This is a genomic window from Pseudomonas sp. BGA-UO-ETr-WB11 (genome assembly GCF_059567785.1).
Genome location: NZ_JCAQOS010000005.1, coordinates 682,012 through 699,455, shown reverse-complemented (window position 1 = coordinate 699,455; position 17,444 = coordinate 682,012). Strand labels below are relative to the sequence as shown.

The 17,444-nt window shown below is 61.4% G+C and carries 18 protein-coding genes; 10 read left to right on the top strand and 8 right to left on the bottom strand.

The window, feature by feature from the left end; genetic code table 11:
- Positions 1 to 119: 119 nt before the first annotated feature.
- Positions 120 to 962 carry a crotonase/enoyl-CoA hydratase family protein gene (locus AC56DI_RS08690; RefSeq protein WP_496345790.1) on the bottom strand — a complete coding sequence of 281 codons (843 nt, stop codon included), beginning with the start codon at positions 960 to 962 and terminating at the stop codon, positions 120 to 122.
- A 117-nt stretch (positions 963 to 1,079) separates the two neighbouring features.
- Here AC56DI_RS08690 and AC56DI_RS08685 point away from each other — a divergent pair, with 117 nt between their 5' ends.
- From AC56DI_RS08685 to msrA, 5 genes are all read left to right on the top strand, one after another.
- Positions 1,080 to 1,697 carry a TetR/AcrR family transcriptional regulator gene (locus AC56DI_RS08685; RefSeq protein WP_496345789.1) on the top strand — a complete coding sequence of 206 codons (618 nt, stop codon included), beginning with the start codon at positions 1,080 to 1,082 and terminating at the stop codon, positions 1,695 to 1,697.
- 8 nt (positions 1,698 to 1,705) lie between these two features.
- Complete coding sequence (locus AC56DI_RS08680) at positions 1,706 to 2,125, top strand: GNAT family N-acetyltransferase (RefSeq protein ID WP_496345788.1); 420 nt, start codon at positions 1,706 to 1,708, stop codon at positions 2,123 to 2,125.
- A 117-nt stretch (positions 2,126 to 2,242) separates the two neighbouring features.
- On the top strand, positions 2,243 to 3,580 hold the full coding sequence (locus tag AC56DI_RS08675; protein ID WP_496345787.1) for a DUF3422 family protein: 1,338 nt from the start codon (positions 2,243 to 2,245) through the stop codon (positions 3,578 to 3,580).
- Between the two features lie 136 nt (positions 3,581 to 3,716).
- On the top strand, positions 3,717 to 4,226 hold the full coding sequence (gene msrB, locus AC56DI_RS08670) for a peptide-methionine (R)-S-oxide reductase MsrB (RefSeq protein WP_496345786.1): 510 nt from the start codon (positions 3,717 to 3,719) through the stop codon (positions 4,224 to 4,226).
- A 2-nt stretch (positions 4,227 to 4,228) separates the two neighbouring features.
- Positions 4,229 to 4,831, top strand: coding sequence for a peptide-methionine (S)-S-oxide reductase MsrA (msrA, locus tag AC56DI_RS08665; RefSeq protein ID WP_496345785.1), 603 nt, complete (start codon positions 4,229 to 4,231; stop codon positions 4,829 to 4,831).
- A gap of 12 nt (positions 4,832 to 4,843) precedes the next feature.
- On the opposite strand, the gene AC56DI_RS08660 is transcribed toward msrA, so the two are convergent.
- Both AC56DI_RS08660 and AC56DI_RS08655 read right to left on the bottom strand, forming a co-directional pair.
- Positions 4,844 to 5,596 carry an MgtC/SapB family protein gene (locus tag AC56DI_RS08660; protein WP_496345784.1) on the bottom strand — a complete coding sequence of 251 codons (753 nt, stop codon included), beginning with the start codon at positions 5,594 to 5,596 and terminating at the stop codon, positions 4,844 to 4,846.
- Positions 5,597 to 5,708: 112 nt separating this feature from the next.
- A complete protein-coding gene (locus AC56DI_RS08655; protein WP_496345783.1) occupies positions 5,709 to 6,050 on the bottom strand; it encodes a hypothetical protein in 342 nt (113 codons plus the stop codon).
- A 209-nt stretch (positions 6,051 to 6,259) separates the two neighbouring features.
- Here AC56DI_RS08655 and AC56DI_RS08650 point away from each other — a divergent pair, with 209 nt between their 5' ends.
- The gene (locus AC56DI_RS08650; RefSeq protein WP_496345782.1) at positions 6,260 to 8,470 is read left to right on the top strand and encodes an LTA synthase family protein; all 2,211 of its coding nucleotides are present in this window, start codon (positions 6,260 to 6,262) and stop codon (positions 8,468 to 8,470) included.
- A 54-nt stretch (positions 8,471 to 8,524) separates the two neighbouring features.
- On the opposite strand, the gene AC56DI_RS08645 is transcribed toward AC56DI_RS08650, so the two are convergent.
- Entirely contained in the window at positions 8,525 to 9,361 is an 837-nt protein-coding gene (locus tag AC56DI_RS08645) for a CvfB family protein (RefSeq protein ID WP_496345781.1), read from the bottom strand.
- 160 nt (positions 9,362 to 9,521) lie between these two features.
- On the opposite strand from AC56DI_RS08645, the gene AC56DI_RS08640 reads away from it, so the two are divergent.
- Together AC56DI_RS08640 and nhaA are read left to right on the top strand one after the other, a co-directional pair.
- On the top strand, positions 9,522 to 9,983 hold the full coding sequence (locus AC56DI_RS08640) for a YehS family protein (RefSeq protein WP_324520411.1): 462 nt from the start codon (positions 9,522 to 9,524) through the stop codon (positions 9,981 to 9,983).
- A gap of 155 nt (positions 9,984 to 10,138) precedes the next feature.
- Positions 10,139 to 11,305, top strand: a complete 1,167-nt coding sequence (gene nhaA / locus AC56DI_RS08635; protein WP_496345780.1) for a Na+/H+ antiporter NhaA — start codon at positions 10,139 to 10,141, stop codon at positions 11,303 to 11,305.
- Positions 11,306 to 11,363: 58 nt separating this feature from the next.
- Here the strand turns inward: nhaA and AC56DI_RS08630 are convergent, their stop codons facing one another.
- The gene (locus tag AC56DI_RS08630) at positions 11,364 to 11,828 is read right to left on the bottom strand and encodes an outer membrane lipoprotein (protein ID WP_496345779.1); all 465 of its coding nucleotides are present in this window, start codon (positions 11,826 to 11,828) and stop codon (positions 11,364 to 11,366) included.
- Positions 11,829 to 11,989: 161 nt separating this feature from the next.
- Between AC56DI_RS08630 and AC56DI_RS08625 the strand changes: the two genes are divergently transcribed.
- Complete coding sequence (locus tag AC56DI_RS08625) at positions 11,990 to 12,244, top strand: hypothetical protein (protein WP_496345778.1); 255 nt, start codon at positions 11,990 to 11,992, stop codon at positions 12,242 to 12,244.
- Positions 12,245 to 12,248: 4 nt separating this feature from the next.
- Here the strand turns inward: AC56DI_RS08625 and pdxH are convergent, their stop codons facing one another.
- The 3 genes from pdxH to AC56DI_RS08610 all read right to left on the bottom strand — a co-directional run bounded on the left by pdxH (position 12,249) and on the right by AC56DI_RS08610 (position 16,438).
- A complete protein-coding gene (gene pdxH / locus AC56DI_RS08620) occupies positions 12,249 to 12,896 on the bottom strand; it encodes a pyridoxamine 5'-phosphate oxidase (RefSeq protein ID WP_496345777.1) in 648 nt (215 codons plus the stop codon).
- Positions 12,897 to 12,983: 87 nt separating this feature from the next.
- On the bottom strand, positions 12,984 to 14,129 hold the full coding sequence (locus AC56DI_RS08615) for a serine hydrolase domain-containing protein (protein ID WP_496345776.1): 1,146 nt from the start codon (positions 14,127 to 14,129) through the stop codon (positions 12,984 to 12,986).
- Between the two features lie 110 nt (positions 14,130 to 14,239).
- A complete protein-coding gene (locus tag AC56DI_RS08610; protein ID WP_496345775.1) occupies positions 14,240 to 16,438 on the bottom strand; it encodes a beta-agarase in 2,199 nt (732 codons plus the stop codon).
- Positions 16,439 to 16,618: 180 nt separating this feature from the next.
- Between AC56DI_RS08610 and AC56DI_RS08605 the strand changes: the two genes are divergently transcribed.
- Complete coding sequence (locus AC56DI_RS08605; protein ID WP_496345774.1) at positions 16,619 to 17,443, top strand: HDOD domain-containing protein; 825 nt, start codon at positions 16,619 to 16,621, stop codon at positions 17,441 to 17,443.
- The last annotated feature ends 1 nt before the right edge of the window (position 17,444 follow it).

Genomic DNA, 17,444 nt, shown 5'->3' with positions numbered 1-17,444 from the left:
GCCAGCAGTCTAACAAAGGCGCCTGCTGCTGTTGCGATTGCACTTAAAACCGCAGATGGCGTTGAGCGACGCCCTCTGCGGCATGACCTGCGCGGTTTATTCGATGACCATTGCGGCGCTTACTGCTCGAACAAGCCCTTGACCGGAAACAGACCGTCGAATTGCGCCTGAGTCTTGGTCGCCTTGGCCTGGAAGGTCTTCATCATGTCGTTGGGACGGAACATCCCCGACTGCCAGGTGGCCATGTATTTCAGGCTGTCGGCAACGCTGTGGTCACGGCTAAAGTTGAGCATTTCCTTGCAGCCGCTGACGGCCAGCGGCGAGTGCTTGGCGATCTGCGCGGCAATTGCCATAACCCCGGCCAGCAGCTCTTCGTGGCTGGCAAAGACTTGATTGACGAAGCCCAGGGCCTTGGCTTCTTCGGCGCTAAAGTTGCGCCCGGTAAACGCCAGCTCGCGCACCACGCCTTGCGGCAGCAGTTTGGGCAGGCGCTGCAAGGTGCCGACGTCGGCGGTCATGCCCAGCTCGGTTTCCTTGATGGTGAAGTAGGCGTCGGCTGAGCAGTAACGGCTGTCAGCAGCACAGACCATATCCAGGGCGCCGCCAATGCAGCCACCCTGAATCGCCACCAGCACCGGCAGGCGCACTTCTTCCAGGCTGCTCAGGCTGGCCTGCAGCTGCATCACGACGCGGCGCAGGTTTTCCGCCATGCGGCCCGGATCACCGCCCATGGGTACTGCTTTCGGGTTGGTAAATACGCCCAGGTCCATGCCGGCGGAGAAGTGTTTTCCGGTGGAGGAGATGACGATCACTCGCACCTCGCCGCTGGCTTCCAGCTCGCGCATGCACAGCGGCAACTCCAGCCAGAAGTCGGCGTTCATCGAGTTCATGGCGTCCGGGCGGGCCAGTTGAACGTGGGCAATATGGTCGGCAAGGGTGACGTTGAAACTCTTGTAGGTCATGACGAACGAACCTGTGCTGAGCCCGGACGGGCGGAATGAAATTATCTTGACGGCGTCAAGATAGAGGCGCGATCCTGACGCTGTCAAGTTCACTCGCCCAGCCCAAGACCCGCCGCCATGACCGTCAGCACGCCTGTTTATCACCACGGCAACCTGCGCCAGAGCCTGCTCGCCAGCAGCCTGCAATTGCTCCGCGAAGGCGGCGTTGAGGCCCTGTCCCTGCGCAAACTGGCCGAGCTCAGCGGCGTCTCTCGCGCCGCGCCCTACCATCACTTTGCCGACAAGCAGGCGCTGCTCGCGGCGGTCGCCGAACAGGGCTTTGCCGAGTTGAGCGAATTGCTGCACGGGGTCGTTGGTAATGAACAAGTGGCCCTGGACGAACGCCTGCATCAAGCCGTTTTGGGGTATCTGGATTTCGCCCTAGAGCAGCCGGCGCTGTACGAACTGATGTTCGGCCAGGCGCTATGGCAAGCCGACTCAACCTCCAACCAAACACCCAGCACCCTGCAGTTTCAGCGCACAGCCAAAGACTGTTTCCGTCAGTACGTGCACCTGTTCGAGCGCCTGCAGGGCCAAAGCGCTAGCCCGCAAAGCCCGCTGCGCTCAGCCCAGTTACTCTGGGCCACCCTGCACGGCCTGGCGCAGCTGAGTCGCAACGGTTTATTCGTCAAACGCGAAGACCTCGCCGACATTGCCGCCCATGCCCTCGCGCAGTTTCCGCGCCGCCCGGCCTGAGTCGCGCCATGCCGAGCATCCGCTACCAGCGCCTGGCCAGTGAGCTGTTGCCGCTGGCCAATAAGTTCTATAAAAGCCAGCGCTCGCCGATGCGCGTTGGCCGCAGCGAGCAGGTGTGGGTGGCGCAGCACGTAGACATCATCGCCGCGTGCTGCCTCAAGCCGGTCGCCGACGGCCACTGGTTGACCGCACTGCTGGTGGCCCGCGAGCAACGCCAACAAGGCATTGCCAGTCAGTTACTGAACGCGCTACGGGCCCACAGCCAGGGGCCAATCTGGCTGTTCTGCGCGCCCGAGCTGCTGAGCTTTTATCAGCGTTTGGGGTTTGCCCCCTGCCCTGCCTTGCCCGCCGAACTCACTGAGCGCCTGCTGCGCTACCAGCGCAAACAGCCCTTGTTGGCCTTGGCGGCACCGCCGCAGTGTGGATAATGCGCCCGCGGCGTGCCGCGCCATGCTGGGACAGCGTCTTCACCTGCTATAACGGCGCTTAAACGCCACCCCTCTCCGATCAACAGCGCGCCTTATGCGCCGATGGAATCCAGGCCGATGACCGATCTCCTGCCGCCCGCCGCTCTCACCAGCCCCGCGCCCTTGTCGAGCCTGGCAATGCCCCTGCGCTTTCACCCGGCCCGCGAGGCACTGTTCAACGAGCTGCACACCCGGCCTTTCCCAGTGCTGCAGACACCCTGCAATCTGGCCCATCTGGTGCTGCTGCGCGAAGGCGCGGCCGGCGATGCCGAACACCGCCATCTGCAGACGCTGTGTGCGCGTTACATGGTGGTGCCGCCAACGCCTGAGTCGTCCTGCTATTACCAGGACTTCGGCGGCTTCGAACTGCGCTGGGAACGGCACACCGAGTTTTCCACCTACACCCTGGTGCGCAAGGGCGATGCTCGTACGCCGTTCAGCAGTAGCGTGTTGTCGTTGCTGCCGGCCAACTGGCTGAATGAGCTGCCGGGCCAACTGCTCAGTGCACTGCACGTAGAACTGGCCGATGCGCCGACCGACGAGTCACAGCCCGAGGAGATCCGCCAGCACTTTGAAGGCCATCGCCTGATCAGTTCCGAGGTCAAGGAACGCCGCGCCCGTCTGTGGAGTGCCTACCGCATTCACAGCGATGGCAGCGGCCGCATCCTGATCCACAACCGCGGCCTGAATGCCTGCCAGAGCGGTCGCCTGGTGCGAACCCTGCTGGAAATGGAAACCTACCGGATGATGCTGCTGCTGGCCCTGCCAATGGCCAAAGCCATTGCGCCGGCGGTAAAAGCCATGGACCAGCAACTGGCCACGGTGATTCAGCAGATCAACCAGATCGCCGACCTCGACGACGAGCGCCAGTTGCTGGCCGAGCTAAGCAGCCTGGCGGCGCAGATCGAGAAGCTGATTTCCGACAACAACTTCCGTTTCTCAGCTACCCAGGCTTACTACGAGCTGATCATCAATCGCCTGGATGAAATGCGCGAACAGGAAGTCAGCGGCCTGCAAACCTTCAGCGTCTTCCTGCAACGGCGCCTGACCCCGGCTTGGCGCACCTGCGAGGCGATCCGCAACGACCTCAACGACCTGTCGCGGCGCATCGACCGCGCCAGTGAATTGCTGCGCACGCGCATCGACCTGACCATCGAGGCGCAAAACCAGAGCCTGATGCTGAAGATGGACCAGCGCAGCCACACCCAACTGCGCCTGCAACAAACCGTGGAAGGTCTATCGGTGGCGGCCATCAGTTATTACCTGGTGGGGTTGACCAAATACCTGGCGGAATCGGCCAAGGCCATAGGACTGATCAGCAACAGCCACCTCGTCACCGGCCTGGCCGTGCCACTGTGCGTCGGCGCCGTGTGGTATGCCATGCGCCGCCTGCGCCGTTCGCTGGAACACAGCTGATGCCACGCCCGCAGCGTTAAGGCGCTGCGGTGCGCGTTTGCCAATAGGCAAATACAATCTTAAAAAAACCGTGACGGGCCGTAATCTTTGCCCGACTGGGCACTCTATTGTTTGCCCTTACTTGCGGACATTCGCCATGAAACGACGCACCCTGCTACACCACCTGGCCCTGCTGGCACCTGTGGCCCTGTTCGGCCGCCACCTGCACGCCGCCGAGCCCCCCGGCGCCATCACGCCCTTGGACAAAGCTGACAGCGCCTGGCGTGGGCTGCTATCGCCCGAGGCCTACGCCGTGCTGTTCGATGACGCCACCGAACGGGCCAACAGCAGCCCACTGAATCACGAAAAGCGCGACGGCACCTTCGTCTGCGCCGCCTGCTACCTACCGCTGTTCAACAGCCAGGACAAATTCGACAGTGGCACCGGCTGGCCCAGCTTCACTCAGCCCATTGCCGGACACACCGGCTTCAGCCGCGACTTCAAGCTGATCATTCCGCGTACCGAGTACCACTGCGCCCGCTGTGGCGGCCATCAAGGGCACATGTTTGACGATGGCCCACAACCCCGCGGCGAACGCTGGTGCAACAACGGCGTCGCCCTGCGCTTTATTCCCAAAACTGAAACCCTGCCGGCCTTACGGAGCTGATCATGCGTAACTTTTATCGCGTGCCCCTGAGTTTGGCGGCGCTGCTGCTGAGCCTTGGCAGTCATGCAGGGCAAGATGACTCCGCCGTAGCGGTGTTTGCAGGCGGGTGTTTTTGGTGCACCGAAGCGGACTTCGACAAGCTGCCCGGTGTACTGGAAACCACCTCAGGCTACATCGGCGGCAGCATCGAGAACCCGACCTACGAGGAAGTGTCCTCAGGCCGCACCGGCCATATCGAGGCGGTGCAAGTGCGTTTCGACCCGCGCCAGACCAGCTACGCCAAACTACTGGAGGCCTTCTGGCCGACTATCGACCCAGTCAACGGCAACGGCCAGTTCTGCGACAACGGCCCGCAGTACCGCAGCGCGATCTTCTACCTGGATGCTGAGCAACAACGCCTGGCCGAAGCCTCGAAAACCGCACTGGCGGCCTCCGGGCGCCTAGCGCAGCCGATTGCCACAGAAATCCTGGCAGCAACCTCCTTCTATCCCGCCGAGGATTACCACCAGGACTATCACACGAAAAATCCGCTGCGTTACAGCTACTACCGCCATGGCTGCGGGCGTGATCAGCGTCTCAAGGAGCTTTGGGGCAAAACCGAGTAGCCGAGCGGCGACTCAGTTGCGGGCATGGGCGATCTGAAAACTGTGCACGCCGGCGTGCTTTTCCAGGCTCTGGGCCAGCGCGATCATCGGCGTGCCACAGTGCCGACAGTTGGCCACCGCAACAAAACGCCACTCCGGGCTGCCATTGCTGAAGTTGATGCTGACCGAGCCGGTGGCCATGCTAAAGCCATGGGTCAGCAGAAAGGCACACAACTCGCCCTCATCGGCTTGAAAGTCCTTGATAAAGCGCAAGGTGATACCGATGGCCGGGCGCTGCGGCAGGCGAGCCTCCAGCTTCGACAGGCCGAGCATGCACAGCGCCGACAACAGCGCGAGCATGATGGCGGCAGCGTAAAAGCCGACCCCCACCATCACGCCGATGGCCGACGCGGCCCAGATTGACGCCGCCGTGGTTAGGCCGCTGATACTCAGGCCTTCCTTCATGATCACGCCGGCGCCCAGAAAGCCGATACCGGTGACGATGCCCTGAATGATCCGCGTTGGATCCCCGCCCAGAGCACTGGGCACCGCATGACCGCCGTACCAATTTACCGAGTAGCCGGCGATCACCGTCAACGCGGCCGAGGCCATGCACACCAGACCATAGGTGCGCATGCCGGCGGCGCGACCGTGATAGGCACGCTCGTAGCCCACCAGGCAACCCAGTACCAATGCGCCCAGCAGGTTAAGGAAAATCACCAAGTTGATCTGCAGCGCAGCCGGCGACCAAAAGTCGAACAACATCTGACTAGACAGGGGGTTCATGCGGGCTTCCTTAGACTTACGCGACTCAACGGTCGCTTATCGTCAGCATAGTCGCGCGCCAAGACGAAAACAGCCCCAACCCTTAGCCTTGTATGGGAAATACCTGCACGGCCTAACGCCGCTCTTCCACCTGGTAGCTGCCCTGCCCTGGCTGTAACTCTACGCGCCTGCCATCGGGGTATTCGATGCTCTGCCGAATGCCGCCCTGTTGCTGCACGCTGGAACTACCCGAGCGGCTGCCGTACTGACTCGAATAACCACCCTCGGGCACCGCCCGCCCACCGATGATTTCATAACGCTGACTGCTCGCAGAACTGCTGACACTGCCGCTGGCACCCGGACTAACGGAATACACCGGGATCACCTGCGGCTTACGCGGCACAGGCTCTGCCGCCAGCGCGGGCCCCATCAGGCAGACGCCAAACAGCAAGGTAATAACGCTGGGAAAACGCATTCGTCTGGCTCCATGTCGAGGTTAGTGAGGATCAAGTGTCATCCCGCCAGGCCGCCACGACAAGGAGGAAAACCCTCGCAGCAACACACCTGCGCCGACTGCTGAATTTTAGCGATTTGCCGTGGTCTACTGGCGTAGATCAATTTGCTGTTTCAGAATGATGAACGCCCAATAAATTTAATGTGATTTGTTTGCTTTAAGGAGCTTTTGTGCGCCTTTCCAGCCGTTGGCTGCAGTACGCCGTCACCCTCAGCCTTGCTTTGCTGTTGTTGGTTCTGCCCTTTGCCAGCCGCTACGCCCTCGGCTGGACCGATCCGCGCGGTTATCTCTCTGATCTCGCCATCGGCAGCGCCTTGTTACTGCTGTTACGCCGTCGCCCTTTCTGGCTGGCATTGCCCGTTTTAATGGCCTGGGCCCTGTTGACCCTGGGCTGCGCCGAACTGGTCAGTGCCGTCGGACGCATGCCCGAGCCCAGCGACCTGCATTACCTAACCGATGCGCAATTTCTCAGCCAGTCCACCGAAGGCGGCGGCCTCAGCCAGCCGCTGCTGGGCCTACTACTAGGCCTGGGGCTGCTGCTGTATCTGTTGGCTGTGCGCTTCGGCACGCCAGAACCCGCCATTCACCCACGCTACCTGCTGGCCTTACCGGTGCTCTTGCTGGCCGGCCACAGCACAGCGGAATACCTGCGCCCCAGCGAGGCGGATGAGTGGCAGCAATTCAACCTGCCGCACAAACTCCTGGCCAGCGCCGTAAACGCCGGCCAGCAGCGCCTGGAAGCCTGGAACGACGATGGCAGCGCTGACCTGCCCGTCGATATTGCCGGCCTGAGCAAGCTCGACCTCAGCGGTACGCCGTTGCTGCCTGCCGGCGGCAAGGCCCGCAACGTACTGATCATCACCCTCGAAGGCATTCCCGGCGCCTACATCGAGGCCAACCGCCAGGCCTTAAACAGTAGCTATCAGCAAGCGCTGATGCCCAAGCTCAGCCGCTGGGCCGAACGCGCGATGACCACCCCGGATTACGTACTGCACAGCCATCAGACCATTCGCGGCCTGTACGCGATGCTCTGCGGTGACTACAGCAAACTCGACAGCGGCACCCCAAAGGGCGTCGAACTGCTCAACGATAGCCAACGCAACCAGCAATGCCTGCCGGCCCAGTTGCAATCGCGGGGCTTTCGCACCCACTTCCTGCAAGGCGCGGCACTGCAGTTCATGGCCAAGGACAAGATCATGCCGCACATGGGCTTTACCCATACCCGCGGGCGCGACTGGTTCCGTAACAAGCCACAGCTTGAGTTCGCCTGGGGCATGGATGACAAGGCCTACTTCGAGGGCGCCCTCACCTATGTACGCCAGCTGCGGCAAAACAAGCAGCCATGGATGCTCACCCTGCTGACCGTCGGCACCCACCAGCCCTACGCCGCCCCCGAAGACTATCTGGCGCGCTTCGACAGCCCCAAGCAGGCCGCCGTGGCCTACATGGACGATGCGGTCGACAGTTTTCTCAGTGGCCTGGAAAAACAAGGTGTGCTCAAGGACACCCTAGTGATCATCACCTCAGATGAGTCCCACGGCATCGAAGATGTACGCCTGGCCTCGGCCTGGGGCTTCAACTTAGTGCTCGCGCCAGAACAGGCGCAATTGCCAGCGGTTAAACCTGGCCTCTATGGCCATGTTGACCTGACCGCTTCGGTGCTCGATTACTTTTCCCTGCCGGTGCCGGCCAACATCTCCGGCCGTTCGCTGTTTCGCGACTACGCCAACGGCCGAGAAATCATGTCCTACACCAACGGCGTGCTGCGCCAGCATGACGGCAAGGGCGAGTTCACCGAATGCAACTTCCAGCATGTCTGCCGGCGCTATGCCAGCGCAGGCTTTATTGCCGACAGCGCTCGCTACCTGGGTCGTTTCAGCGGCAAGAAGGCACACCTGGTGGCTAAACGCGCGGCCTTACTCGATCAGTCGCTGCTCAGCGGTCAGCTCGGTCAGCAGTACCAGTTCGCCAAGCGTGACCGGGTGAAACTCAGCGAGACCATCAGCGACGACTGGACCGCCAACTTGGTAGGCGCCCAATACCTCGAGTTACCGCAGAACTCGCAGACCACCGTGCACCTTAAGGTGCGCGCCCTGAACCTGGCCGGCAAAGGCGTACAACTGCAACTGAAAACCAAGGAGTTCGACCGCGACGTACTCCTGCAACTGCCGGAACTGCCCCTGCTGACCCGTGGCAAACCGATCGACCTGAGTTTCAGCTTCGACAATCTGGAAGCGCGCAAGGCGTTTTCCTTCCACCTGCTGGGGCAAGGTCGTGGCCTGATCGAGATCACCGACTTCAGCGTCGCTACCGAGCCATTGCAGCCGGAGCATGAGTTGGCACTGGCGGTGCCGGAAGAAGAAAGCGAGCTACTGCACTAGACATAAATCTCGGTGCGCGGCGGATCTCCCCGTCGCGCACCGACAACCGTCGACTCACACCCGCTCGATGCGGTCGGCGTGAATGACGATCTGGCCCTGTTTGTACAGCGCGCCGATAGCCTTCTTGAAGTTACCCTTGCTCACCCCAAACAGGCTGCTGATGACCTCGGGCGGGCTCTTGTCGCTGACTGCCAGGGTGCCGCCATTGTCCTGCAGCTGCTGGAGAATCTTCTCGTGCAGGCTGTTGGCGGCTTCCTGGCCCACCGGCTGCAGAGACAGGCTGATCTTGCCGTCAGCGCGCAGCTCTTTGATAAAGCCCTTTTCACGCATACCGCTGCGCAGGAACTTGAACACTTCGTTCTTGTGGATCAAGCCCCAGTGCTGATTGTTGATGATGGCCTTGAAGCCCATGTCAGTGGCCTCGGCCACCAGCAGATCAACCGCCTGCCCCACTTGATAGGCCGCCGGACGCACATCCAGATAGCGGTCCAGGCGCGCTGTGGCCGTGATGCGACGGGTGTGTTTGTCCAGATAGACATGCACCACGCAGTACTGACCGGCTTCCAGCGAACGCTTCTCTTCCGAGTACGGTAGCAGCAGGTCCTTGGACAGGCCCCAGTCGAGGAAGATGCCGATGCTGTTGATCTCCAGCACCTTGAGGCTGGCGAACTCGCCAACCTGAACCTTGGGTTTTTCTGTGGTGGCGATCAGCTTGTCGTCACTGTCCAGGTAGATGAACACATTCAGCCAGTCTTCGACCTCGCTGGGGGTGTCCTTGGGGATGTAGCGCTTGGGCAAGAGGATCTCGCCATCCGCCCCGCCATCCAGATAAAGCCCGAAGTCGGTGTGTTTAACCACCTGTAAACTGTTGTAACGGCCGATAAGCGCCATGTTCGATACCTTGATTGCCTGGCGTGCATTCTATCTGCATTTGCCTCGCCTGTTGACGACCATCGCCAGGCAGCCCACCGCAGACAAACCCCCAGCCCCGCCGCCTAGCACGCTAGAATGGCGGCACGCTACATTCCGACTCCATTATGAGCAACCCTGCATGATCAATAACGATGTCCTGCGCAGCCTGCGCTACAGCCTCAAAATCAATGATACCGAGATGCTCAAGGTGTTTCGCGAAGCCGACTACGAGGTCGTTCTGGCTGACCTGCAGGCCTGGCTGCTCCCTGAGGAAGACGAAGCTCAGGTGCACTGCAGCGATGAAGTGCTGGCTCATTTCCTCGACGGTCTGGTGTTCTACAAACGCGGCAAGAACCCCAACCTGCCAGCCCAGCCGGTGCAATGGCCAATCAACAACAACATCATTCTGAAGAAGCTGCGCGTGGCGTTTGAGCTGAAAGACGCTGACCTGCACGACATTCTGCAAGCTGCGGACTTCCCGGTGTCCAAGCCAGAGCTGAGCGCACTGTTTCGCAAGGAAGGGCAAAAAAACTACCGCCCCTGCGGCGACCAGTTGCTGCGTAACTTCCTCAAGGGCCTAGCCCTGCGCCTGCGCGGCTAAACGAGTTGGCGCACACCCTAGCGCGGCAATAAGCAACCGGCGTCGACATAACGCCGGTACATGTAACAAAAACGAATATAGTTTTTGTTTTTTCATCACGCTTTGCGCGGTAGGGTTGGTTTCTGACTCACTGACGGATAACCACCTTTCCTCTTATGCGTAATGCTCTTACCCGCTTTTTGCAGCTGGAATCGGCCAGCGGCCTTCTGTTGATCGGCGCGGCCGTGCTGGCCATGACCATCAACAACTCGCCCTTGAGCTTTCTCTATAACGGCTTGCTGGATGTGCCGGTCGCCGTGCAAGTCGGCGCCCTGGAGATCGCCAAACCGCTGCTGTTATGGATCAACGATGGCCTGATGGCCCTGTTCTTCCTCCTGATCGGTCTGGAGGTAAAGCGCGAGGTGCGCGAAGGGCAACTGCGCCAGCCCTCGCAACTGGTGCTGCCCGGCGCCGCGGCCATCGGCGGCATGCTGATACCGGCCCTCATCTACTGGTGGCTGAACCATGACAACCCGGCCGCCGCCAGTGGCTGGGCCATCCCCATGGCCACCGACATTGCCTTCGCCCTCGGCGTGCTTGCCCTGCTGGGTAAGCGCGTACCGGTGTCGCTGAAACTGTTCTTGATGACCCTGGCGATCATTGATGACCTCGGTGCGATCATCGTTATTGCCTTGTTTTACTCCAGCGAACTGTCCAACGTGTCGCTGATCATGGCGGCCATCTTTCTTAGCATCCTGATCCTGATGAACCGCTTTGGCGTGACAAGGCTCAGCCCCTACCTGGTAATAGGCACATTCCTGTGGGTCTGCGTGTTGAAAAGTGGCGTGCATGCAACCCTGGCAGGGGTCGTCCTGGCACTGACCATCCCCATGCGCAACGAAGACAACAGCTCGCCCCTGCTGACCCTCGAACATGCCCTGCAACCCTGGGTGGCTTTCGCCATCTTGCCGCTGTTTGCCTTTGCCAACGCCGGCGTGCCGCTGGAAGGCTTAAGCCTGGACAGCTTTATCCACCCGGTGCCGATGGGCATTACCGCAGGCCTGTTGCTGGGTAAAACCCTCGGCGTGTTCGGCTTTACCTGGCTGACCATCCAGACTGGCTGGGCCAAGTTGCCCCAGGACGCCAATTGGGGGCAGATACTGGGCCTGTCGATTCTCTGCGGCATCGGTTTCACCATGAGCCTGTTTGTCGGCTCCCTGGCGTTTATACCCGAGGTCAGCGAGTACGCCGGCATGGACCGAGTGGGCATTCTCACTGGTTCGGTACTGGCCGCCCTGATCGGCTACACCGTCTGCTACTTGAGTAGCCGCCCGGCGCGCTAAAGCGCAGACGAAAAAAAGCCGACCCAAGGGTCGGCTTTTTTCTGCCGCAGCGTTGCCGTTAGTGGGCTACGCGGCTGGAGCCGTTGACGCTCATGATGCGCACGCGCTCGCCAACCCGGAAGATTTCATTAGGCTGCACTTCCTGCACATAGGCGCGCATGCTGCCGTCATCTTCACGCACGGTGATTTCCACGCCTTGAGTACGGGTCAAACCTTCCTCGCTGGCGGCGCCAATCAAGCCACCGGCCACCGCACCGATCACCGCAGCGACAATACTGCCCTTGCCACCACCGATGCTGCTGCCACCAACACCACCAATCACTGCACCGGCACCGGCGCCGATCGGCGTCTTGGTGCCCTCAATCTTCACCGGACGCAGGGATTCGATGGTGCCTAGACGCACGGTCTGCACCGTACGGGCCTCATCACGCGAATAGGTATCACCGGTGAGGCTGGACTGGCAGCCCGTCGTCAGCAACGCAACGGCGCTGAGTGATGCCACCAACAAAACAGACTTACGCATTGCCATGTCTCCAAAAATGACCGTTAGCTATTAGACTCCGCGCCGCGCGGACTGTCACGGCGCACGCAGGAGAAAAATAGGCCTTTGCACGCGTCTGACCTTAGAATTGGCCCCAGAGTTCAGCCCCAGGGCCGAACACTCGTCAACGCCCAGGATCGAACATGGACTATCTGATTATTTTCGTTGCCGTCGCCAGCGGCCTGTATTTCCACTGGTGGCTTTACGTACGCATCAAACGCTGGACCGACCGCGACCTGGCCTTGTCGCTGGCCGGCAGCGATGCCGCCAAACGCGCTTACATGCTCAAGCGCCTGGACGAAGCCAAGGCCAGCAAGGTTCCCGGCAAACAACTACAAGCCTGGCTGGAGCAAGCGGCCAGCGAGTTTGTCGCCGCGACCGACAGCTCCAGCGTTTAACGCCTCAGGGCGCCAGGCGCTCACGCAACCAGGCGGCGTCTTCAAGGCGATAGTTCAGGCGGTCATGCAGACGACTGGCACGCCCCTGCCAGAACTCGATGCGCTCCGGCAGCAGACGGTAGCCGCCCCAGTGTTCAGGACAATGGGGCGCAGTCTCCATAAAGCGCCGCTCAGTTTCCGCGAGCAACTCGTCCAACTGACCGCGACCACTGATCACCTGGCTTTGCGGTGAAGCCCAGGCACCGATACGGCTGCCCAGCGGACGCACCTGAAAGTAGGCATCCGACTCTTCCAGACTGACCCGTTCCACCCTTCCTTCGATGCGCACCTGGCGCTCCAGGCTGGGCCAAAAGAACGTCATGGCCGCAAACGGTTGCGCCGCCAACTGTTCACCCTTGGCACTGGCGTAGTTGGTGAAGAAGGTAAAGCCGCGACTATCCAGGCCCTTGAGCAACAGCACCCGGCAATGGGGCCGGCCAGCCTCATCCACGGTCGCCAAGGTCATGGCATTGGGCTCCACCGGCGCCTGCTCGGTGTCCACCGCGTCGGCAAACCACTGGTGGAACAGGGCAAAAGGCTCGTCCGGAGCCTGTTCTTCACTCAGACCATCACGGGTGTAGTCACGGCGCATGTCGGCCAAGTTTCTGCTCATGGCAAAACTCCTCGAATTCAGAACGCTCAGTCTATCCAGCCGCGGCCAATCCGGCTTGACCTGCGACAAGTCGGCAAACGCGCACCCTTACAGCAAGGTGCCCAGCAGGCGGGCCAGCTTCTGCGCGCGCGGGTCCATCAGCACATAAGGCCCCAGGCTGTTGGTGACAAAGGCAAAGGATACGTCCCGCTCCGGGTCGGCAAAACCGATGGAGCCGCCCGCGCCTGGATGGCCGAAGGCCTGTGCACCGAGGCCGAAGGTGGCGTTGGCAACCTCTGGCTGGTCGAGCATGCAACCGAGACCGAAGCGGGTTTGGGTGAGCAGGGTTTTGTCCGGGCCATGGCTGTGCTCACGGCGCAACTGTGCCAGCAGCTCTTCGTCGAGCAAACGCCCATTGAGCAAGCCCGTATAGAAACCGGCCAGGCTGCGAGCATTGCCGTGGCCATTGGCCGCCGGTTGCTGCATGCGTCGCCACTCCGGTTTATTGGTGCTGGTCATGATCGACGGCGGATTGGTAAACGCCCGCGTAGTCATCGACGTAGGCTCGCTGAACATGCATTTGAGCAGGCGCTGGGCCGCCGCATCGCCCATATCCCCCTTGATCCGGCTGACGTGGGCAACCCGTTCAAACTCGCTGTCGGCCAGGCCAACATGAAAATCCAGACCCAGTGGTGCTGAAATCCGTGCGCCAATCGACTCGCCCGGGCCACGGCCCTCAACGCGCCGCAGCACCTCACCCAGCAACCAGCCATAGGTGATCGCGGCGTAACCATGGCCTTCGCCCGGCGTCCACCATGGCTGCTCGGCAGCCAGCGCCGCGGTCATGGTCGCCCAGTCATACAGGGCCTCGGCCGGCAACAACTCACGCAAGGCCGGTAAGCCGGCCTGATGACTGAGCAGCTGGCGCAGGGTGATGGCCTGTTTGCCAGCAGCGGCAAACTCAGGCCAGTAGCGGGCCACCGGCACGTCCAGCTCCAGCTTGCCTTCCGCCACCAACTGCAGGGCAGCTACGGCGGTGAAGGTCTTGGTGCAGGAAAACAGGTTGAGAATGGTGTCGCTGTGCCAGGCCTGCTGGCCGTCCTTGTCGGCCACACCGGCCCACAGGTCGAGCACCGTTTCGCCACCGATCTGCACGCACAGGGCGCCACCGCGCTGCTGCGGGTCGTTGAACAGCTCGGCGAAGGTGTCTTTAAGTGCTTCGAACTTAAGGTCGAAATAGCCCTGAATCTGCACGCGGCAACTCCTGTTGCAAGAGTAAGAGGCAGGCATTGTTGCAGCCTGCCCGCCGCTTTGGAACCGCCCGCAGGGTGGGCCGCCGGCCAATCAGGCCGGCGAATAAGGGCTTATGGCGCGGAGGCAGCCGGGGCTGGCAAGCCGTTCTTGAGCACGTTCAGGTTGGCCTTGCGTACCTGTTCCACAAAGCCCTGGAAGGGTCGATCGGTGATACCCACCAGTCCCAGGTGACCGTTCTCACCATCCAGCAGACGGCCGCTGACCGGCTGATCGAGGTACTGGAACCAGTGCACACCGACAATCAGTGGCTCGGCCAGGGCTTGCTTGAGGAAGTGCGCATAGGCGGCGCCGCGTTCCTCTTCCTTGTACACCTCGCTGACGCCGCCCCAGAACGGGCCGCGATCACGGGAACCGAAGTGGAACTCGGTCACCAGCACCGGCTTGTCCAGCGCTCGCAGGGCGGCGAAGTCATAACCATGTTGGGGTTCGCGGGTGTAGAAGTTGAAGCTCAGCACGTCGCAGTACTGGGCGCAGGCGGCCACGGCTTCCGGCGTGCTGATGGCAAAGCGTCCACCCAGCAGCAGATGGTTGGGGGCATGCCAATCCAGAGCATCGGCAATGGTCTTAAAGTAACTGTCGGCAAACGTGCGCTGGAAGCGCTGCAGATCCGCCTCAATGGCGGGGAACTCGGCGCTTGGCAGCGGCGCCTGGAACCCCGGATCTTCCATCAGCTCCCAGGCCGGCAAATCGATGCCCCAGGCCTTGGACAACCCCTGATGGTTGCGGTACTTGTCGCGCAGCTGCTTGAGGAAGGCACGCTTGGCCGGCACATCGGTGGTCAGCCGCAGGGTGTTGTAGGCCAAGGCATAACGCGCCTTGGGCTCGGTGCCCTGGTCAGCCCAGGCAAGTTCGTTATCGGCAAAATAGCCAAGCAACCAGGGGTCATCACGGTGGTCGCGGGAGGCAATTGCCACGGCGCGCTCGGTGGCCATGGCAAAACGCGGATCAAACGGATCGGGCATGCCGCCCCACCAGTCCAGGCCGGTGCTGATGGTGGCGTAGTCACCACGAATCAACAGCGGCAGGCTGTAAGGCACGCGCTGAGCGGCGGTCAACGCCGGCTCGCTCCAGTTGCCAATGGTGTTGAAACCCCAGGCCTGCAAGCGATCGAGGGTATGCCCAACCCAGCGCTCGGGCGTCTGCGGGCCGTAGCTGCGTTCCAGGTTGGCGCCATAGAAGTCGAACCAGCGCCCATGGTCAAAGGCTCGCCCCTTGGCCGCGCCCGTGCCGCTGCGGTTGTCCGCCGTGCCGAAATACGTGGCCAGGGCCTCGCCCTCTTTGGGCAAGACGGCAAACATCGATTCACGGCCCTCGACGTACGTCTGGCTATTGCTAGCCGTTACCGTGTTCACCCCCAGGGAATAGAACGGGTGGCCTTCCGGGGTGACCAGATACCAACGGCCATCACGCTTTTCGCTGCGAAAAAAGCCGCTGGCGTCGAAACTCGGACCCTGCAGCAAGCCACCGAAGCGGTCCCGCTGACTGTCCTGTGCCAGCCAGGCCTTGAGTTGTTCCTGCTCCTTGCTGGCGGCGGTTTTGAGCTGAGCATCGCTGCTGATTTTTTCCGGCCACTGACCACGGCTGAACTGACCGTAGGCATCGACGATGGCTGCATAGGCTGCCTGTTGCACCGGCGCGACATCCTGCACACCAAATCGACCGAGCAAAATACTTTGCGCCGCATTGGGCTGATTCAGCGACAGCTTGACCGCCACGACCTGACTGGTCTGCAGCTCGCCAGTCACCGTGCTGGCCAGCAACACGCTGCGCCCCTCGTAATTCCAGGGCATGGGCGGCCCGGCGCGCATGCCTTGAGCCAGGGGCGATGTCGCCTGTAGCGGCACCAGCAAGGTCTGCGCGGGCCCTGCCGGCAGGTCGATACGGCTACTCAGCACCTTGCCATCGGCACTTTCGATCTGCACGTCGAGGGTCAACGCCCAATCCATGGCGTTTTGCACCCGCAGACTCATGCCGCCAGCCGTGGACCAGTCCCAACTGCCGCTCTGCGGCGTCAGACGCAGGCTCGGCTGCTGCGCCGGGTTGAAGGTCACACGCCGAAGGATTTCGTCTCCGGCGCCCACCTCAGCCGTCAGGCTCGGAAGCGTGGCGTCCTGGGTGGTCACCTGCACGACATCCATCGGTTTGACGAAGTTGTAGAGGGTTTGCGGCGCTGCCGCCAGGACAGGGGACACACCACACACAGCCGCAACACAAAGCACGGCCAACGGGCGTAGGGAAGACAACGGCATTACGACTTTCTCCTGTTTGGCAAACGGACAGAGCAACTGCAAGCAGCCTGTCAATCACGGCATTGTGCGGCACGCAGACGACATTTGTCTGTCAGCGAATAGACGTATAAAAATTCTCACAGCAGAAACCTTTATGACTGACTATGTTTTCCTCATCCGACACTGAAAAGAGATCACTGCATGGAACTCAACACGCTGTTTAACCAACTCCACAGTCTGCCTAGCATTCCTAAAGTGGCACAGGAGCTGATCCTGCAATTCGACAACCCCAACAGCAGCGTTGACAGCGTGGCGCGCAACATAGCCATGGACCCGGTAATAGCGGCAAAAGTTCTGCGCCTGGCCAACTCGGCACGCTTTCGCGGCGCCCGTGAAGCCACCAGCGTCGAAGATGCGGCCATGCGCCTGGGCTTCAATACCCTGCGCACACTGGTGCTGGCGTCGGCAGTGACCGGCGCCTTCAAGACCGACTCGGGGTTTGATCTCAAAGGGTTCTGGATTCATACCTTCCAGGTTGCCGGCATCTGCCGACTGCTGGCCAAGCAACTCGGCGAAGCCGTGGAAACCGCTTTTACTTGCGGGATGATGCACAACATCGGCGAACTGCTGATCCAGACCGGCGCACCGGAGCTAGCAGCGCAACTGAACCGTAGCGGCAAGACCGACTCAGCCCAGCGCGTAGCCCTGGAAACCCTGCAACTGGGCTTTGGCTTCCCCGAAGTAGGTGCCGAGCTGGCTAAACGCTGGCAGCTGCCGCAGGTGATCCAGGATGCCATTGCCTACCAGGCCAGACCCAACCAGGCGCCTGCAGGTATGCCGTTGCCACGCCTGATCGCTCAAGCCGTGCATATTGCCGAGACCGTGCGCGCCCATGGCGGCGTCAGCGATGAAGCCAAAGAGGCCCTCGATGGCCCACTGTTTGAAGGCATTGATCGCGATAAACTGTTCGCTGACCTGGAGGCCTCCCTAGAAGCCGACAAAGCCTTTGCCGAACTGCTCAGCTAAT

What these genes read in the sequence shown, in the direction of transcription:
- AC56DI_RS08690 (WP_496345790.1), bottom strand. Translation starts at nt 962, where the DNA reads ATGACCTACAAGAGTTTCAACGTCACCCTTGCCGACCATATTGCCCAC.
- AC56DI_RS08685 (WP_496345789.1), top strand. Translation starts at nt 1,080, where the DNA reads ATGACCGTCAGCACGCCTGTTTATCACCACGGCAACCTGCGCCAGAGC.
- AC56DI_RS08680 (WP_496345788.1), top strand. Translation starts at nt 1,706, where the DNA reads ATGCCGAGCATCCGCTACCAGCGCCTGGCCAGTGAGCTGTTGCCGCTG.
- AC56DI_RS08675 (WP_496345787.1), top strand. Translation starts at nt 2,243, where the DNA reads ATGACCGATCTCCTGCCGCCCGCCGCTCTCACCAGCCCCGCGCCCTTG.
- msrB (WP_496345786.1), top strand. Translation starts at nt 3,717, where the DNA reads ATGAAACGACGCACCCTGCTACACCACCTGGCCCTGCTGGCACCTGTG.
- msrA (WP_496345785.1), top strand. Translation starts at nt 4,229, where the DNA reads ATGCGTAACTTTTATCGCGTGCCCCTGAGTTTGGCGGCGCTGCTGCTG.
- AC56DI_RS08660 (WP_496345784.1), bottom strand. Translation starts at nt 5,596, where the DNA reads ATGAACCCCCTGTCTAGTCAGATGTTGTTCGACTTTTGGTCGCCGGCT.
- AC56DI_RS08655 (WP_496345783.1), bottom strand. Translation starts at nt 6,050, where the DNA reads ATGCGTTTTCCCAGCGTTATTACCTTGCTGTTTGGCGTCTGCCTGATG.
- AC56DI_RS08645 (WP_496345781.1), bottom strand. Translation starts at nt 9,361, where the DNA reads ATGGCGCTTATCGGCCGTTACAACAGTTTACAGGTGGTTAAACACACC.
- AC56DI_RS08640 (WP_324520411.1), top strand. Translation starts at nt 9,522, where the DNA reads ATGATCAATAACGATGTCCTGCGCAGCCTGCGCTACAGCCTCAAAATC.
- nhaA (WP_496345780.1), top strand. Translation starts at nt 10,139, where the DNA reads ATGCGTAATGCTCTTACCCGCTTTTTGCAGCTGGAATCGGCCAGCGGC.
- AC56DI_RS08630 (WP_496345779.1), bottom strand. Translation starts at nt 11,828, where the DNA reads ATGCGTAAGTCTGTTTTGTTGGTGGCATCACTCAGCGCCGTTGCGTTG.
- AC56DI_RS08625 (WP_496345778.1), top strand. Translation starts at nt 11,990, where the DNA reads ATGGACTATCTGATTATTTTCGTTGCCGTCGCCAGCGGCCTGTATTTC.
- pdxH (WP_496345777.1), bottom strand. Translation starts at nt 12,896, where the DNA reads ATGAGCAGAAACTTGGCCGACATGCGCCGTGACTACACCCGTGATGGT.
- AC56DI_RS08610 (WP_496345775.1), bottom strand. Translation starts at nt 16,438, where the DNA reads ATGCCGTTGTCTTCCCTACGCCCGTTGGCCGTGCTTTGTGTTGCGGCT.
- AC56DI_RS08605 (WP_496345774.1), top strand. Translation starts at nt 16,619, where the DNA reads ATGGAACTCAACACGCTGTTTAACCAACTCCACAGTCTGCCTAGCATT.